General features: G+C 68.2%; 5 protein-coding genes, 1 tRNA gene and 2 rRNA genes (1 of these 8 cut by a window edge). 7 read left to right on the top strand and 1 reads right to left on the bottom strand.

From position 1 onward, the window contains the following. The 4 genes from CNQ36_RS28780 to CNQ36_RS28795 all read left to right on the top strand — a co-directional run. A 23S ribosomal RNA gene (locus CNQ36_RS28780) occupies nucleotides 1-2,353 on the top strand; it begins 772 nt to the left of the window's first position. An 84-nt stretch (nucleotides 2,354-2,437) separates the two neighbouring features. Further along, nucleotides 2,438-2,554 (top strand): 5S ribosomal RNA (gene rrf / locus CNQ36_RS28785). Between the two features lie 115 nt (nucleotides 2,555-2,669). Further along, nucleotides 2,670-3,332: a DegT/DnrJ/EryC1/StrS family aminotransferase gene (locus CNQ36_RS28790; RefSeq protein WP_163013441.1), complete on the top strand. Its 663-nt coding sequence runs from the start codon at nucleotides 2,670-2,672 to the stop codon at nucleotides 3,330-3,332. Nucleotides 3,333-3,410: 78 nt separating this feature from the next. Next, a tRNA-Thr gene (locus CNQ36_RS28795) sits at nucleotides 3,411-3,483 on the top strand. Nucleotides 3,484-3,544: 61 nt separating this feature from the next. On the opposite strand, the gene CNQ36_RS28800 is transcribed toward CNQ36_RS28795, so the two are convergent. Further along, nucleotides 3,545-6,298, bottom strand: coding sequence for a SpoIIE family protein phosphatase (locus tag CNQ36_RS28800; protein ID WP_121548116.1), 2,754 nt, complete (start codon nucleotides 6,296-6,298; stop codon nucleotides 3,545-3,547). Nucleotides 6,299-6,713: 415 nt separating this feature from the next. On the opposite strand from CNQ36_RS28800, the gene CNQ36_RS28810 reads away from it, so the two are divergent. The 3 genes from CNQ36_RS28810 (at nucleotide 6,714) to CNQ36_RS28820 (ending at nucleotide 16,053) form a co-directional block, all read left to right on the top strand. Next, nucleotides 6,714-12,179, top strand: coding sequence for a HAMP domain-containing protein (locus CNQ36_RS28810; RefSeq protein ID WP_121548117.1), 5,466 nt, complete (start codon nucleotides 6,714-6,716; stop codon nucleotides 12,177-12,179). Nucleotides 12,180-12,486: 307 nt separating this feature from the next. Continuing rightward, the gene (locus tag CNQ36_RS28815; RefSeq protein ID WP_121548118.1) at nucleotides 12,487-13,164 is read left to right on the top strand and encodes a response regulator; all 678 of its coding nucleotides are present in this window, start codon (nucleotides 12,487-12,489) and stop codon (nucleotides 13,162-13,164) included. A 156-nt stretch (nucleotides 13,165-13,320) separates the two neighbouring features. Then, entirely contained in the window at nucleotides 13,321-16,053 is a 2,733-nt protein-coding gene (locus CNQ36_RS28820; RefSeq protein WP_206278522.1) for a DNA translocase FtsK, read from the top strand. The last annotated feature ends 106 nt before the right edge of the window (nucleotides 16,054-16,159 follow it).

Below are 16,159 nucleotides of genomic sequence, written 5' to 3' on the forward strand. Positions count from 1 at the left end.
GACCCGAAGCGGAGTGATCTAGCCATGGGCAGGTTGAAGCGGAGGTAAGACTTCGTGGAGGACCGAACCCACCAGGGTTGAAAACCTGGGGGATGACCTGTGGTTAGGGGTGAAAGGCCAATCAAACTCCGTGATAGCTGGTTCTCCCCGAAATGCATTTAGGTGCAGCGTCGTGTGTTTCTTGCCGGAGGTAGAGCACTGGATAGGCGATGGGCCCTACCGGGTTACTGACCTTAGCCAAACTCCGAATGCCGGTAAGTGAGAGCGCGGCAGTGAGACTGTGGGGGATAAGCTCCATGGTCGAGAGGGAAACAGCCCAGAGCATCGACTAAGGCCCCTAAGCGTACGCTAAGTGGGAAAGGATGTGGAGTCGCACAGACAACCAGGAGGTTGGCTTAGAAGCAGCCACCCTTGAAAGAGTGCGTAATAGCTCACTGGTCTAGTGATTCCGCGCCGACAATGTAGCGGGGCTCAAGCGTACCGCCGAAGTCGTGTCATTGCGATATGTACCCCCAACGGGGATCGTGATGGGTAGGGGAGCGTCGTGTGCCGGGTGAAGCAGCGCCGGAAGGCAGTTGTGGACGGTTCACGAGTGAGAATGCAGGCATGAGTAGCGATTCACACGTGAGAAACGTGTGCGCCGATTGACTAAGGGTTCCTGGGTCAAGCTGATCTGCCCAGGGTAAGTCGGGACCTAAGGCGAGGCCGACAGGCGTAGTCGATGGATAACCGGTTGATATTCCGGTACCCGCTGTGAAGCGTCAAACATCGAATCCAGTGATGCTAAGCCCGTGAAGCCGCCGGCTGAGTCTTCGGACGAGGTCGGAGTGGTGGAGCCGGTGACCCGAGCTGGTAGTAGGTGAGTGATGGGGTGACGCAGGAAGGTAGTCCATCCCGGGCGGTGGTTGTCCCGGGGTAAGGGTGTAGGACGTCAGGTAGGTAAATCCGCCTGGCACATAGTCTGAGACCTGATGCCGAGCCGATTGTGGTGAAGTGGATGATCCTATGCTGTCGAGAAAAGCCTCTAGCGAGTTTCATGGCGGCCCGTACCCTAAACCGACTCAGGTGGTCAGGTAGAGAATACCGAGGCGTTCGGGTGAACTATGGTTAAGGAACTCGGCAAAATGCCCCCGTAACTTCGGGAGAAGGGGGGCCACGTCTGGTGATCCGATTTACTCGGTGAGCTGGGGGTGGCCGCAGAGACCAGCGAGAAGCGACTGTTTACTAAAAACACAGGTCCGTGCGAAGCCGTAAGGCGATGTATACGGACTGACGCCTGCCCGGTGCTGGAACGTTAAGGGGACCGGTTAGCTCACTTTCGGGTGGGCGAAGCTGAGAACTTAAGCGCCAGTAAACGGCGGTGGTAACTATAACCATCCTAAGGTAGCGAAATTCCTTGTCGGGTAAGTTCCGACCTGCACGAATGGCGTAACGACTTCTCGACTGTCTCAACCATAGGCCCGGTGAAATTGCACTACGAGTAAAGATGCTCGTTTCGCGCAGCAGGACGGAAAGACCCCGGGACCTTTACTACAGTTTGATATTGGTGTTCGGTTCGGCTTGTGTAGGATAGCTGGGAGACTTTGAACTCTGGACGCCAGTTCAGGGGGAGTCGTCGTTGAAATACCAGTCTGGTCGTGCTGGATGTCTAACCTGGGTCCGTGATCCGGATCAGGGACAGTGTCTGATGGGTAGTTTAACTGGGGCGGTTGCCTCCTAAAGAGTAACGGAGGCGCCCAAAGGTTCCCTCAGCCTGGTTGGCAATCAGGTGTTGAGTGTAAGTGCACAAGGGAGCTTGACTGTGAGACCGACGGGTCGAGCAGGGACGAAAGTCGGGACTAGTGATCCGGCGGTGGCTTGTGGAAGCGCCGTCGCTCAACGGATAAAAGGTACCCCGGGGATAACAGGCTGATCTTCCCCAAGAGTCCATATCGACGGGATGGTTTGGCACCTCGATGTCGGCTCGTCGCATCCTGGGGCTGGAGTCGGTCCCAAGGGTTGGGCTGTTCGCCCATTAAAGCGGTACGCGAGCTGGGTTTAGAACGTCGTGAGACAGTTCGGTCCCTATCCGCTGTGCGCGTAGGAGTCTTGAGAAGGGCTGTCCCTAGTACGAGAGGACCGGGACGGACGAACCTCTGGTGTGCCAGTTGTTCTGCCAAGGGCATGGCTGGTTGGCTACGTTCGGGAGGGATAACCGCTGAAAGCATCTAAGCGGGAAGCCTGCTTCGAGATGAGGACTCCCACCTCCTAGAGAGGGTAAGGCTCCCAGTAGACGACTGGGTTGATAGGCCGGATATGGAAGCACGGTAACGTGTGGAGTTGACCGGTACTAATAGGCCGAGGGCTTGTCCTCAGTTGCTCGCGTCCACTGTGTTGGTTCTGAAACCACGAACAACCCCATGTGCCACACATGGTGCGGTTGTCAGTTTCATAGTGTTTCGGTGGTCATAGCGTAGGGGAAACGCCCGGTTACATTCCGAACCCGGAAGCTAAGCCTTACAGCGCCGATGGTACTGCAGGGGGGACCCTGTGGGAGAGTAGGACGCCGCCGAACAATCTTTCAAAAGGGTTGGTCCCCGAACTTCGGTTCGGGGACCAACCCTTTTTTGTTCTGCGTCACTTGAAGTTCACGTTGCGCGACGAGCATCCCTGGCATGGGTACTGCTGCACTGCTCAGGGCCGCCGGTGTCGGATTGGGTGACGAGGTCGTCGTACCGGCCTTCGGCAACGTGGAAGTCGCCGAGGCCGTCGCGACGGCGGGAGCGCTGCCGGTGTTCGCCGACATAGATCCGGCGACGTACTGCCTGGATCCGGCCGCGGTGGACGCGGCCCTGACTCCGCGGACGGCGGCCGTCGTTGCCGTACACCGCTTCGGACTGCCCGCCGACATCGGGACGTTGCACGCGCTCGGCCGGCGGCAGGGGCTGCTGGTACTGGAGCACGGCGAGTCCGAGGCGCCGTACGACGAGATAGCCCAGCGGCGCGAGCGGGCCGCGTTCCTCGACGCCAGGCTGAGGGGGGTGCGGACACCCGAAGGCGGCGTCGGGCACACCTACCAGCAGTACGTGGTGCGGGTACCGGGCAATGGCCGGCCCGACCGGGACGCCTTCGCACGGACCGTACGGAGCAAGGGCGTTGAATGCCGGGTGCCGGTGAAGACCCCTGTTCACCGGCTGCCCGACTTCCGGCGGTGCGTGTCCCTGCCCGAGACCGAGCGGGCCGCCGACGAGACACTCGCGCTTCCCGTGGACGCCTCGCTGACCAAGCGTGAGATGCAGCGGATCGCGGCCGCCTGCAATGCGCTGGGTGGACTGCTCCAGCCGGCCGGCTGAGCGGCGTTTGGGAGCACGGGTCTGTTCAGGGTATGATCTATTCCGTTGCCGCGGGGGAAACCCCGCAGACGGCAACAGGCCCCTATAGCTCAGTCGGTAGAGCGTCTCCATGGTAAGGAGAAGGTCAACGGTTCGATTCCGTTTGGGGGCTCGGACAGAAAGGCCCCGCCCATTCGGGCGGGGCCTTTCTCATGTCCGCATCCCGGAGCCCGCTAGTCCGTGTGCAGGCCCGGTACGCGCATCGCCAGGATCGCCATGTCGTCGGACGGCGGCTCGGAGGCGAAGCGTTCCACGGCGCGCATGATGCGGGCCGCGACCGCGCCGGCCGTCAGGCCCGTGCACGTCGTCAGCACGTCGGCCAGGCCGTCGTCGCCCAGCATCCGGGGACCTTCACGGCGTTCGGTGACGCCGTCGGTGACACAGAGCAGGACGTCTCCGGGATCGAGCGTCACCGTCTGCTCGTACAGCTCCAGGTCCTCGATGACGCCGAGGAGGGGCTGCGGCTCCGCCGCCGGTTCGACCGTGCCGTCCTGGCGCAGACGGAGCGGGAGCGGATGGCCGGCGCAGACCACCCTCAGTTCCGCGCTGCCGTCCTCCTGCGGGCGCATCTCGCCGTACAGGAGGGTGAGGAAGCGGCTGCGGGCGCCCTCGTCGAGGATCGCCGAGTTGAGGCGCTCAAGGACCGCCGGGCCGCTGAGGCCCTCCCGGGCCAGCAGCCGGAGCGCGTGCCGGGCGAGGCCGGTGACGGCCGCCGCGTTGGGTCCGGTGCCGCAGACGTCGCCGATGGCGAAGCCGTAGGCGCCGTCGCTGATCGGGAAGAGGTCGTAGAAGTCGCCGCCCACCTCGTTGCCCTCGCCGGCCGCGCGGTAGATGACCTCGACCTCGACGCCCTCGACCGTCGGGAGCTCGGGCGGCAGGAGGCTGCGCTGGAGGGACTGGCTGATGGCGGTGCGCTCGGAGTAGAGGCGCGCGTTGTCCAGGGCCAGCGCGGCCCGCCGGGAGAGGTCCTCGGCGAGCTCCAGGATCTCCTGGCGGAAGTGCTCGTCGGTCGGCTTGCCGAGCGTCAGCATGCCGATGACGCGGTTGCGGGCGACCAGCGGAAGGACCACGGTCTCGCCGCCGACCGCGGAGGCCGTGGCGAGGGTCGGGCCGATGCCCGGGGTGACCTGCCGTGTCGGGCCGCCGCTCAGGCCGAGGCTGCGCATGGAGGTCCGCAGGGCCGCCTGGTGGGCGAGCTCCGCGGGGGCCGACCAGACGCGGGCGCCCGGGGTGGGGACCGGGTCCGGCGGGGCGATCTTCGACAGCAGCGACTTGATGCCGTCGATCAGCTCCTCGTCCTCGTGCAGCACGTAGGACAGATACGGCTCGGAGGCCTGGTCGGCGATCGTGTAGACGGCGCACCAGGTGGCGAGGGTCGGCACCGTCATCTGGGCCATCAGGGCGAGGGTCTGGTCCCGGTCCAGGGTGCCGGCCAGCAGGTCGGACGCCTCGACCAGGAAGCTGAGCGAGCCCCGGCGCAGGCGCTCCAGTTCGCCCAGCCGGGCCGACTCGACGGCGAGCGCGATACGGTCCGCCGCGAACTGCAGGCGCAGCGCCTCCTCGTTGGAGTATCTGCCGGGCGCCTCCGCGGCGACGCCGAGCGAGCCCGTTAGACGGCCCTCGACCTTCAGCGGGACGGTGACCACCGAGCGCATGCCGGTGCTGTTGAGGAGGGGGACAGCGCCAGGGACGGCGGTGAGGTCCTCGTGGACGGCCGGCATACGGGCGGAGCCGTAGCGGCCGGGGCCAGCCTCGACGGGGACGCGGGCGAAGCGCTGGCGGGCCGAGGGCAGGCCGGTGGAGGCGCGGACCTCCAGTTCCGTCTCGTCGTCGGTGGCGAGGAGCAGGAAGGCGGAGTCGCCGTCGAGCATGTCGCGGGCGCGTTCCACCGTGCGCTGGAGCAGCCCGTCGAGGTCGTCGGGCGCGGGGGAGCCGATGAACACCTCGAAGGGGTCGGCGCTCTGGCCGTCCGAGGTGCCGCCGTGGTCGGTCGCCGGGACGCGCAGCGGGGTCTGCAGGACCGCCCGTTCGTGGTCGCGCACCAGGAGGCAGACCGTTGACGGCTCGCCGTCGGTGTCGCGGACCCGCAGGTGGGAGGCGTACACGGGGATGACGCGGCCGTTGGCGCCGCGGATGCCGTAGCTGCCCTCCCAGCGGGAGAGCCGGAGGGCGTCGGCGATGCCGGTGCCGGTGCCCGGGGTGTGCGGCCAGGCCGCCAGATCGGTGAGCGGTTTGCCGGTGACCTGCTCGGCGGTGTAGCCGAAGAGCTCCTCCGCGTCCTCGTTCCAGGCGGTGAGGGAGCCGGACCGGTCGATCTGGACGACGGCGACCCGGACCCGGGTGTCGGCGAGCGGGAGGAGGTGGGCAGGCAGGGCGGGGCCGGCGGCGCGGGTGCCGACCGGGCGTTCGGGAAGGTCGAGGTGGAACCAGACGGTCTTGTGGGTGGGGGTGTAGTCCACGCCCCAGTGGCCTGCCAGGGCCGCGCACAGCTGGAGCCCGCGGCCTCCCTCGCGGTCGGGGCTGCCCATGGTGACGGCGGAGCCCTGGAGCGGGATCTCGCGCTCCGGATACCGGTCGGCCACCTCGATCCGTACGCCGTCCTCGCTGCGCAGGCAGAGCAGGTCGGCGGAGGTGCCGGCGTGGACCACGGCGTTGGTCACCAGTTCGCTGGTGAGAACCACCGCGTCGTCGACGATGTCACCGAAGCCCCAGCCCTGGAGGGTGTCACGGACGAAGGACCGGGCGGTCGCGACGGATCGCCCGACGGGCTCGAAGCTGGCGGCCGCGCGGGCGGTGATCACAGAACTCCTCGACCGGTTCTCGACAGGCATGGCTTCCTGGCCGACCGGCTCGTGCCGTGGGTGCGGCAGGCCGTCAGTCGGCCGTTGGTCCGGGGGCTGCTCCCCCGGGATCAGTCCGGTGGTCATGTGTGCGGCCGCCCTCCGATGCCCGCTCGTTCCCGTGCCACCGCCCAGGCCGGGCGGACCGGCGTGGCTGGACAGCCGGATGCAAGGTTACTTACCTTCGCGGTCCGAGCGGATGCCGGTCTGCTGTGTTTCCGTCCGGAGGGTGGCTGCCTTCCGGCGGGTGTGCGGACGATGTGCGAAGCTGCCGAACTGTTATGGCCTGGTTCGGCGGGGGTGAAACACTGGGCAGGCTTGTTGTGAAGGTCCGGCCAGGCAGTGTGCCGTGCGCGCCTGGTGGGCAGCAGCCCCCTGGCGGCGCCTCGGAGCGGCGGGCAGAAAATCGCAGTAGTACAGGAACAGCACGGCGGTAACGGGCACGCCCCTGGCGGCGGGCCCGGGCACAGCGGTAACGGTCGACCCCTGCGGGAGGGACACAGTGGAGTCTGGCGCAGCGACGCGGGGCACTGAGGCGCGCGCGAAGGGCGGACAGTCCCTGAGTAAGCGGGGGAAGGCGCGGGGCGGGACCACGACGGTGGACACGGCGTCCCTGAACCGGCTGGTGACGGCCCTGGTGGCGATGCGGGACGGCAACTTCCGCAAGCGGCTCACGGTGTCCGGCGACGGCGTGATGTCGGAGATCGCCGCGGTTTTCAACGAGGTGGCCGACCGCAATCTGCACCTGACGGGTGAGCTGGCGCGGGTGCGCCGCATGGTCGGGCGGGACGGGAAGCTCACGGAGCGGCTGGAGACGGGGCCCTCCGAGGGGTCCTGGGCGAACGCGATCGACAATTCGAACGCCCTGGTGGACGATCTGGTGCGGCCCGTGTCCGAGGTCAGCCGGGTGCTGTCCGCGGTGGCCGAGGGCGATCTGTCGCCGCGCATGGAGCTGCGGACACAGGCGCCGGACGGGTCGGGGCATCCGCTGCGCGGGGAGTTCCTCAAGGTCGCGCGGACCGTGAACAACCTGGTCGACCAGCTGTCGACGTTCACCGACGAGGTCACGCGCGTGGCCAGCGAGGTGGGCACCGAGGGCAAGCTGGGCGGGCAGGCCCAGGTGCGCGGGATGTCCGGTTCGTGGAAGGACCTGACGGATTCCGTCAACACCATGGCGGAGCGGCTGACGGCGCAGGTGCGGGACATCGCGCTGGTGACCACTGCGGTCGCGCGCGGTGATCTGTCGCGCAAGGTCACCGTGCACGTCGAGGGCGAGATGCTCGAGCTGAAGAACACCGTCAACACGATGGTGGACCAGCTCTCCGCGTTCTCCTCGGAGGTGACGCGCGTCGCGCGCGAGGTGGGCACCGAGGGCGCCCTGGGCGGGCAGGCGCAGGTGCCCGGCGTGGACGGGGTGTGGAAGGAGCTCACCGACTCCGTCAACACCATGGCCGGGAATCTCACCGCCCAGGTGCGCGGGATCGCCGAGGTGACCACCGCGGTCGCCAACGGTGACCTGTCGCGGAAGGTGACGGTGCCGGCGCGTGGCGAGGTGGCGCAGCTCGCCGACACGATCAACCAGATGACCGAGACGCTGCGGATCTTCGCGGACGAGGTCACGCGGGTGGCGAACGAGGTCGGCGCCGAAGGCCGGCTGGGCGGTCAGGCGAACGTGCCGGGCGCCGCGGGCACGTGGAAGGACCTGACGGACTCCGTCAACACGGTCTTCCGGAACCTCACCACTCAGGTGCGTGACATCGCGGCGGTGACGACGGCGGTCGCCAGCGGCGACCTGTCGCAGAAGGTCACCGTCGACGTGGCCGGCGAGATGCTGGAGCTGAAGAACACCGTCAACACGATGGTCGACCAGCTGTCCGCCTTCGGCGCCGAGGTCACGCGGGTGGCGCGGGAGATCGGTGTCGAGGGCGAGCTGGGCGGCCAGGCGCAGGTGCCGGGCGCGGCGGGGACGTGGAAGGACCTGACGGACTCCGTCAACACCGCGTTCCGCAACCTCACCGGACAGGTGAGGAACATCGCCCAGGTGACGACGGCGGTCGCCAACGGCGACCTGTCGCAGAAGGTCACCGTCGACGTCTCCGGCGAGATGCTCCAGCTGAAGAACACCGTGAACACGATGGTGGACCAGCTGTCGAGCTTCGCCGACCAGGTCACGCGGATGGCGCGGGACGTGGGCACCGAGGGCCGGCTGGGCGGTCAGGCGCGCGTGGACGGCGTGTCGGGCACCTGGAAGGAGCTCACCGACTCCGTCAACTCCATGGCGTCCAATCTGACCGGCCAGGTGCGCAACATCGCCCAGGTGACGACGGCCGTCGCACGGGGTGACCTGTCGCAGAAGATCGACGTCGACGCGCGCGGGGAGATCCTGGAGCTCAAGAACACCATCAACACGATGGTGGACCAGCTGTCGTCCTTCGCCGACCAGGTCACGCGGGTGGCCCGGGAGGTGGGCACGGAGGGCCGGCTCGGCGGTCAGGCGCAGGTGCCGGGAGTGGCCGGTGTGTGGCGGGACCTGACGGACTCCGTGAACGGCATGGCGTCCAACCTCACCGGCCAGGTGCGCAACATCGCCCAGGTGGCGACGGCGGTGGCGCGCGGTGACCTGTCGCAGAAGATCACCGTGGACGCGCGCGGGGAGATCCTGGAGCTCAAAAACACCCTGAACACGATGGTGGACCAGCTGTCGTCGTTCGCCGAGGAGGTCACGCGGGTGGCCCGGGAGGTGGGCACGGAGGGCCAGCTCGGCGGTCAGGCCGAGGTGCAGGGTGTCTCCGGCACCTGGAAGGACCTCACGCAGTCGGTGAACGGCATGGCGAACAACCTGACCCTCCAGGTGCGCAACATCGCCGAGGTCACCACCGCGGTGGCCCGGGGCGACCTGTCGAAGAAGATCACCGTCGACGCCAAGGGCGAGATCCTCGAGCTCGTCACCACCGTCAACACGATGGTGGACCAGCTGTCCTCGTTCGCCGAGCAGGTGACCAGGGTGGCGCGTGAGGTGGGTACCGAGGGCATCCTCGGCGGCCAGGCCCACGTGCCCGGGGTCACGGGCATCTGGAAGGACCTGAGCGACAACGTCAACCTGATGGCCAAGAACCTCACCACCCAGGTGCGGAACATCTCCGAGGTCTCCGCCGCGGTCGCCAACGGCGATCTGACGCGGCAGGTCACCATCGAGGCGCGCGGTGAGCTGGCGCAGCTCGCCGACACCATCAACATCATGGTGCGGACGCTGAGTTCCTTCGCCGAGCAGGTCACCAAGGTGGCCCGCGAGGTGGGTACGGACGGCATCCTCGGCGGTCAGGCGCACGTACCGGGCGTGGCGGGTACCTGGAAGGACCTCACCGAGTCGGTGAACCAGATGGCGTCCAACCTGACCGGCCAGGTGCGCAACATCGCCATGGTGACCACGGCCATCGCCAAGGGTGACCTGACGAAGAAGATCGACATCGACGCGCGCGGCGAGATCCTCGAGCTGAAGACCACCATCAACACGCTGGTCGGCCAGCTGTCGTCGTTCGCCGAGGAGGTCACGCGGGTGGCCCGGGAGGTGGGCACGGAGGGCCAGCTCGGCGGGCAGGCGCGCGTGCGGGACGTCGACGGCACCTGGCGCGACCTGACCGAGTCGGTGAACGAGATGGCCGGGAACCTGACCCGGCAGGTGCGTGCCATCGCGCGGGTGGCGACCGCGGTGACCCGCGGCGACCTGAACCTGAAGATCGACGTGGACGCGTCCGGGGAGATCCAGGAACTCCAGGACAACATCAACAAGATGATCGCCAACCTGCGCGACACCACGATCGCCAACAAGGAGCAGGACTGGCTGAAGGGCAATCTGGCCCGGATCTCCGCGCTGATGCAGGGTCGCCGGGACCTGGAGGACGTGGCCTCGCTGATCATGAGTGAGCTGACGCCCGTGGTCTCCGCGCAGCACGGCGCGTTCTTCCTGTCGATGCCGCTGGTCGACGGGGAGGACGTGGGCGTCACCGAGGACGACCAGTACGAGCTGCGGATGCTCGGTTCGTACGGCTACTCGCTGGGCTCCATGCCGACGACGTTCCGGCCCGGTGAGGGGCTCATCGGGACGGCCGCGATGGAGAAGCGCACCATCCTGGTGGAGAACGCGCCCAGCGGCTATCTGAAGATCTCCTCGGGGCTCGGGGAGGCGCCGCCCGCGCAGGTGATCGTGCTTCCCGTGCTGTTCGAGGGGACCGTGCTGGGCGTGATCGAACTGGCCTCGTTCACCCCGTTCACGCACATCCAGAAGGACTTCCTCAACCAGATCGCCGAGATGATCGCGACGAGCGTCAACACCATCTCGGTGAACACCAAGACCGAGTCGCTGCTGGCCCAGTCGCAGGAGCTGACCGAGCAGCTGCGGGAGCGTTCGGCCGAGCTGGAGCAGCGGCAGAAGGCGCTCCAGGCGTCCAACGCCGAACTGGAGGAGAAGGCCGAGCTGCTGGCCCGGCAGAACCGCGACATCGAGGTGAAGAACACCGAGATCGAGGAGGCGCGGCAGGTCCTGGAGGAGCGCGCCGAGCAGCTCGCGGTGTCCATGCGCTACAAGAGCGAGTTCCTGGCCAACATGTCGCACGAGCTGCGCACGCCGCTCAACTCCCTGCTGATCCTGGCCAAGCTGCTCGCCGACAACGCCGACGCGAACCTGTCGCCGAAGCAGGTCGAGTTCGCCGAGACCATCCACGGCGCGGGGTCCGATCTGCTCCAGCTCATCAACGACATCCTCGACCTGTCGAAGGTCGAGGCGGGCAAGATGGACGTCTCCCCGACGCGCATCGCGCTCGTCCAGCTCGTGGACTACGTGGAGGCCACCTTCCGGCCGCTGACCGCGGAGAAGGGCCTGGACCTGTCCGTGCGGGTCTCCCCGGAGCTGCCGGCCACGCTGCACACCGACGAGCAGCGGCTGCTGCAGGTGCTGCGCAACCTGCTGTCCAACGCGGTGAAGTTCACCGACTCCGGATCGGTCGAGCTGGTCATCCGGCCCGCCCGGGACGACGTTCCGCAGGCCATCCGGGAGCAGCTGCTGGAGACCGGTTCGCTGACCGACCCGGACGGGGGCCTGATCGCGTTCTCGGTGAGCGACACCGGCATCGGCATCGCGGCCAGCAAGATGCGGGTGATCTTCGAGGCGTTCAAGCAGGCCGACGGCACCACCAGCCGCAAGTACGGCGGTACCGGGCTGGGGCTGTCCATCTCGCGGGAGATCGCCCAGCTGCTGGGCGGCGAGATCCACGCGCAGAGCGAGCCGGGCCGGGGCTCCACGTTCACGCTGTACCTGCCGCTGAACCCGAGCGAGCTGCCGCCGCACGGCTACCAGCAGCCCATGCCCGCGCTGGAGGCCGGTGACCTGGTGGCGTCGGCCGAGCTGCCCCCGTCGCAGGTCGAGACGCCGGCGGAGGTGAAGTCGTACCGGGACACGCAGAACGGTCCGGCCGCGCTGTTCCGGCGGCGCCGCAGGATCACCCTGGAGCAGCGGCCCGCTGCGGAGCCCGAGCAGTGGCCGGAGACGGAGCGCGAGGAGCCGGCGCCCCGGCCGTCGCGCCGCGGCATCCGCTTCGGCGGTCAGAAGGTGCTGATCGTCGACGACGACATCCGCAACGTCTTCGCGCTCACCAGCGTGCTGGAGCAGCACGGTCTGTCCGTGCTGTACGCGGAGAACGGGCGCGAGGGCATCGAGGTGCTGGAGCAGCACGACGACCTCTCGGTGGTCCTGATGGACATCATGATGCCCGAGATGGACGGGTACGCCACGACCACGGCGATCCGGCGAATGCCGCAGTTCGCCGGGCTCCCGATCATCGCGCTCACGGCGAAGGCGATGAAGGGCGACCGCGAGAAGGCCATCGAGTCGGGTGCCTCCGACTACGTGACCAAGCCGGTGGACCCCGATCACCTGCTGACGGTGATGGAGCAGTGGATGCGGGGGGAGTGAGACCGGGGTCCGGAGAGCGCGCGGAGGTGACGGGAGGCTTCGGTGTTCACGCGCTGTTGCTGACGCGGTGCGCGCGAAGTCGTGTAGAAGTACGGGATTCGGGGAACCTTCTGTTCTCCCGCCGCGTTTCTGCTATGTGCACAGTGACATCGCGGTGACAGGGTGTGGCGACAGGCGGGGTGCGGCTACGATGACCGGCACAAGGACGGGCGGCGCAAGGGAGTCGTCCCCTGGGGCGGTACCCACGGGTGCGGACCCAGGTCCTGCGGACAGGGGAGGCCCCAAGCCGGGGCGAGGAGGGCGGGCCATGGTGCAGAAGGCCAAGATCCTCCTGGTCGATGACCGGCCGGAGAATCTGCTCGCGCTGGAGGCGATCCTCTCGGCGCTCGATCAGACGCTGGTGCGGGCATCGTCCGGGGAGGAAGCGCTCAAAGCGCTGCTGACGGACGACTTCGCGGTCATTCTGCTGGACGTCCAGATGCCGGGCATGGACGGTTTCGAGACCGCGGCCCACATCAAGCGGCGGGAACGCACCCGGGACATCCCGATCATCTTCCTCACCGCGATCAACCACGGTTCGCACCACACGTTCCGGGGCTACGCGGCGGGTGCGGTCGACTACATCTCGAAGCCGTTCGACCCGTGGGTGCTGCGCGCGAAGGTCTCGGTCTTCGTCGAGCTGTACATGAAGAACTGCCAGCTGCGGGAGCAGGCGGCGCTGCTGCGGCTCCAGTTGGACGGCGGCGAGAAGGACGATGCCGAGGCAGGCGACTCGGCGGGGCTGCTCGCCGAGCTGTCGGCGCGGCTCGCGGCCGTCGAGGAGCAGGCCGAGGCGCTGACCAAGCAGCTCAACGACGAGTCGACGGACGCGGCCGCGGTGGCCACGGCGGCTCATCTGGAGCGCAAGCTCACGGGGTTGCGGCGGGCGCTGGACGCCCTGGAGCCCGGGACCGGCAGCGCGTCGTCGGTGCCGTCGCAGAACTGACGCCGGACGCAAGGGGATTGGCCTTACGCCCGCTGCCCGGGAACGGTGAGACCGCATCAACTGCGGGTCAACTTCACGCCCCAACGGAAGCGACACGAACGGGTGAAGCGTCCGTCACGCGTGTCCCGCGCCGCCTCCGAAGGTAACCTCACACCCATGGCCTCACGTCCCTCCGCAGCCAAGAAGCCGCCCGCGAAGAAGGCAGCCGCTTCCGCGAAGGCTCCGGCGAGGAAGGCCGCTGCCAGGAAACCCCCCGCGAAGAAGGCTCCCGCCAAGAGGGCGCCGGCGAAGAGGCCCGCGCCCGCGCCGGCCCCGAATCCGACCAGCGCCGTGTACCGGTTCGCGCGCGCCCTCTGGCTGGGCCTCGCGCACGCCGTCGGCGCCGTCTTCCGCGGCATAGGGCAGGGCGCCAGGAACCTCGACCCCGCGCACCGCAAGGACGGCGTCGCGCTGCTGCTGCTCGCCGTGGCCCTGATCGTCGCCGCCGGCACCTGGGCCGACCCCCAGGGTCCCGTCGGCGACCTCGTGGAGATCCTGGTCACCGGTGCCTTCGGCCGGCTCGACCTGCTGGTGCCGATCCTGGTCGCGGTCATCGCCGTACGGCTGATCCGGCACCCGGAGAAGCCGGAGGCCAACGGACGCATCGTCATCGGCCTGTCCGCGCTCGTCGTCGGCGTGCTCGGGCAGATCCACATCGGCTGCGGCTCGCCCGCGCGCGGTGAAGGCATGCAGGCGATAAGGGACGCCGGCGGACTCATCGGCTGGGGCGCGGCCACCCCGCTGTCGTCCACCATGACCGACGTGCTCGCCGTGCCGCTGCTGGTGCTGCTCACCGTCTTCGGCCTGCTGGTCGTCACCGCCACCCCGGTCAACGCCATCCCGCAGCGGCTGCGGCAGCTCGGCGTGCGGCTCGGACTCGTCCGGGAGCCGGAGCCGGAGGAGTTCGGCGGGGACGACGAGCGCTACGAGCAGCAGTGGCGCGACGCGCTGCCCGCGGACGGCCGCAGGCGGCGCCCGGCGCCCGACGAGTACGACCCCGACGGCGTCGAGCAGGAGGCGCCGACCCGGCGTCGGGGCCGCCCCCGCCGGTCCGCGGCGCCGCAGCCCGACATGAACCGGCCCATGGACGCCGTGGACGTGGCCGCCGCCGCGGCCGCCGCGCTCGACGGCGCCGTGCTGCACGGGATGCCGCCCTCGCCGGTCGTCGCCGACCTGACCCAGGGCGTGAGCACCGGCGACCGCGAGCCGACCACACCGACGCCGGTCCCGGCCGCCCGCCCGCAGCCGGAGAAGCCGAAGGCGGACAAGCCGCAGCAGCAGAAGCCGCCGGCCGGCGTCCTGGACATGACCAAGAAGCCGCCCCGCGAGCCCCGCGACCTGCCCGCCCGCGCGGAGCAGCTGCAGCTCTCCGGCGACATCACCTACTCCCTGCCCTCACTCGACCTGCTCACCCGCGGCGGCCCGGGCAAGGCGCGCAGCGCCGCCAACGACGCCATCGTCGACGCCCTGCGGAAGGTGTTCACCGAGTTCAAGGTGGACGCCGCTGTCACCGGCTTCACCCGCGGCCCGACGGTCACCCGCTACGTCGTGGAGCTCGGCCCGGCCGTGAAGGTCGAGCGGGTGACCGCGCTGACCAAGAACATCGCGTACGCCGTCGCCAGCCCGGACGTGCGGATCATCAGCCCGATCCCCGGCAAGTCCGCCGTCGGCATCGAGATCCCGAACACCGACCGGGAGATGGTCAACCTCGGTGACGTCCTGCGGCTCGCGGAGTCCGCCGAGGACGACGACCCGATGCTGGTCGCCTTCGGCAAGGACGTCGAGGGCGGCTACGTCATGGACTCGCTGGCCAAGATGCCGCACATGCTGGTCGCCGGCGCCACCGGCTCCGGAAAGTCGTCCTGCATCAACTGCCTGATCACGTCGATCATGATGCGGGCGACCCCTGAGGACGTCCGGATGATCCTGGTCGACCCCAAGCGGGTGGAGCTGACGGCGTACGAGGGCATCCCGCACCTCATCACGCCGATCATCACCAACCCCAAGCGGGCCGCCGAGGCGCTGCAGTGGGTCGTGCGCGAGATGGACCTGCGCTACGACGACCTGGCCGCCTACGGCTACCGGCACATCGACGACTTCAACCGCGCGGTGCGTGAGGGCAAGGCCAAGCCGCCCGAGGGCAGCGAGCGCGAACTCCACCCGTACCCGTACCTGCTGGTGATCGTCGACGAGCTGGCCGACCTGATGATGGTCGCCCCGCGCGACGTCGAGGACGCCATCGTGCGGATCACGCAGCTCGCGCGGGCGGCCGGAATCCATCTGGTGCTCGCCACCCAGCGGCCGTCGGTCGACGTGGTCACCGGTCTGATCAAGGCGAACGTGCCGTCGCGGCTGGCGTTCGCCACCTCCTCGCTCGCGGACTCGCGCGTCATCCTGGACCAGCCCGGCGCCGAGAAGCTGATCGGCAAGGGCGACGGCCTGTTCCTGCCGATGGGCGCGAACAAGCCGACGCGTATGCAGGGCGCGTTCGTGACCGAGGAGGAGGTCGCGGCCGTCGTCCAGCACTGCAAGGACCAGATGGCGCCTGTGTTCCGGGACGACGTCACCGTCGGGTCCAAGCAGAAGAAGGAGATCGACGAGGACATCGGCGACGACCTCGACCTGCTGTGCCAGGCGGCCGAGCTGGTCGTCTCCACCCAGTTCGGGTCGACGTCCATGCTCCAGCGCAAGCTGCGCGTCGGCTTCGCCAAGGCGGGCCGGCTGATGGACCTCATGGAGTCCCGGAACATCGTCGGACCGAGCGAGGGTTCGAAGGCTCGTGACGTTCTTGTGAAGCCTGACGAACTGGATGGCGTGCTCGCCCTGATCCGGGGGGAGTCTGAAGGGTAGGCGTACGGGAGGCGGCCGGCGTCCCGGTTCACCCGGGTGGCCGATCGTGACCCAGCCGTGAGGGATCATTGAGCAACCGTTTCCCGCCGGCGTACGTCAAGTTCAG

The sequence above is a fragment of the Streptomyces fungicidicus genome, from assembly GCF_003665435.1.
Classification (GTDB): Bacteria; Actinomycetota; Actinomycetes; order Streptomycetales; family Streptomycetaceae; genus Streptomyces; species Streptomyces fungicidicus.